The sequence below is a fragment of the Dietzia sp. CQ4 genome (assembly GCF_014145125.1).
Taxonomy (GTDB): domain Bacteria; phylum Actinomycetota; class Actinomycetes; order Mycobacteriales; family Mycobacteriaceae; genus Dietzia; species Dietzia natronolimnaea.
In genome coordinates, this window is sequence record NZ_JAALDZ010000174.1 from 1 (window position 1) to 1,729 (window position 1,729).

At 64.6% G+C, this 1,729-nt stretch carries 2 protein-coding genes; one reads left to right on the plus strand and one right to left on the minus strand.

Annotation, left to right across the window (positions count from 1 at the left end; genetic code table 11):
- The first annotated feature begins 135 nt into the window (after positions 1-135).
- Entirely contained in the window at positions 136-1,278 is a 1,143-nt protein-coding gene (locus tag G6031_RS10835; RefSeq protein ID WP_182653252.1) for a hypothetical protein, read from the plus strand.
- 63 nt (positions 1,279-1,341) lie between these two features.
- Here G6031_RS10835 and G6031_RS18665 read toward each other — a convergent pair.
- The coding region (locus G6031_RS18665; protein WP_206682158.1) for a hypothetical protein at positions 1,342-1,729 on the minus strand (388 nt) is incomplete at its 5' end.

Consider the following 1,729-nt stretch of genomic DNA (forward strand, 5'->3'; position numbering starts at 1 on the left):
GACGATCTCGGCCACCGAGTTACACCACTCTATGGGGCACTACTATCCGTTGACAGGCGGCCGCGATCTCAGCCCACATCCCGAGCGTTGATTTCAGGTCGTGGTTGGCCCGACGGGCCGAGAAGGAGGCCACCGATGCAGCTGCAGACGATCAGCGACCCACTAGGTGAGGCGACCACTGTCACGGTTGACCTGCCGCGGCAAGACTTGGGCCACTTCAGACCGTGGGACGAACTCGCCGCGCTGCACACGGCGGGCCTGGAGTCCACATCTGCAGTGTTCATCGACGCACCCACCGAGGAACTCGACAACTGGCCGGCAGCCGATGCCGCCTTCCTGCACGCGATCGCCGACAGCGACCCAGAGGCGACGGTGACGCCGCTGGTGTGGGCGCGGATACGCACCGCACCCCGGTATCCCTCCCTTCGCGAGGTGAAGGCGGAGAAGTTCCCGTTTCACGCCGAGCAGCCGGTCCCGCGAGAATCGACATGGCCGCCCGATTTCAGCGGTGTCCCCACTGCGAAGCTGAACAGAATCCTGCGCGATGAGCCGGGGTCACGGCTCGTTCTGCACATCCCGCCAGGTGACGGCTGGCATCGCGTCGCCTGGGTCCGCCAAGATTTCCAGGGGTTCAGCATGTCGTCCCTGTTGTGCGAATGCTCTCTACAGCACGTAGTCAAAGCTGGAGGCGGGACGATCAACTTCCGCGGCGACGCTGACTGCGCGTACCGCCCAGTGACCGCCTACCTCCGGGCACTGTCGCATCGGCACCTCTTTCCGGAGCCCACACCAGAGGCTCTGCGGACGATGGTCGACGCCGCCCTGGCCGGCATGTGGCTCGGTCAACGACACGGGGACGACCTGTGGGGCTCAAACCTGTACCTGCAGACAGTGTCGGCGGTGCTCGACGTGCCGATGCCCTGGGAGTTGGCGCACGCCGCCGTCGAAAAGGGACTTATTAGCCTCGACGGAGCTGTCCTCGGCCTGCCACAGCCGATCCGCACCGCGCCTGTCGGACCGGTCATGGACTGGGACAGCGCCGAGCCCACCGACGGCGATTGGGTCGTGTGGTGGTCGCGGCTCGACGACCGATACCAAGTCGAAGTCACTCGCGACCCCGACAGCACCAGCCACGCGAAGTTGACCATCTACGACCGCGCAAACAACAACTTCGAGGTTCATGCCGAGCAGGTCGGTCTGGCGTACGGTGCCGTCTTCGGACCAGACGCGGGCGATGTCGACCAGTGGACGGCTATCGCCTTGGGAGTCGTGAGCTGACCGCACTGTTGGGGGCTCGGCGCTGGCCGGTGTTCGTGCTGCCGGCCAGCGCCGAGCCTTTCGCTAGCGAGCTACTCGGTATGGCTCGAGGCGTGTGCGTTGACCTGTAGAAGTGCTCGGAAGACCGTTGACCGCGTTCTCCACCAGTTGGTCGAAGAGCATGAAGTCGGCGTGTAGAGCCTCGTTGAAGACTGCCGCGGCATCCGCTATGGCGTCAGCCGGGACGTCTTCGGCACGGTCTTGCACCCACATCTGTTCGAGTGGCCTGTACGGCGTGATGCTTTGGATGAGAAGTTGGCCGTCGTCCCTGTCGTAGCTAGACGGCTGACTCGCGCCGGGGTGCACGACCCCGGTAGCAGGGTCGATGAAGCTGCGATGCCACTGTTGAACGAAGTTCACGAATCTCCCGAGGGTAAGTCCCCTGGAGTGGTGGGGTTTGGGGGCCGGGGTT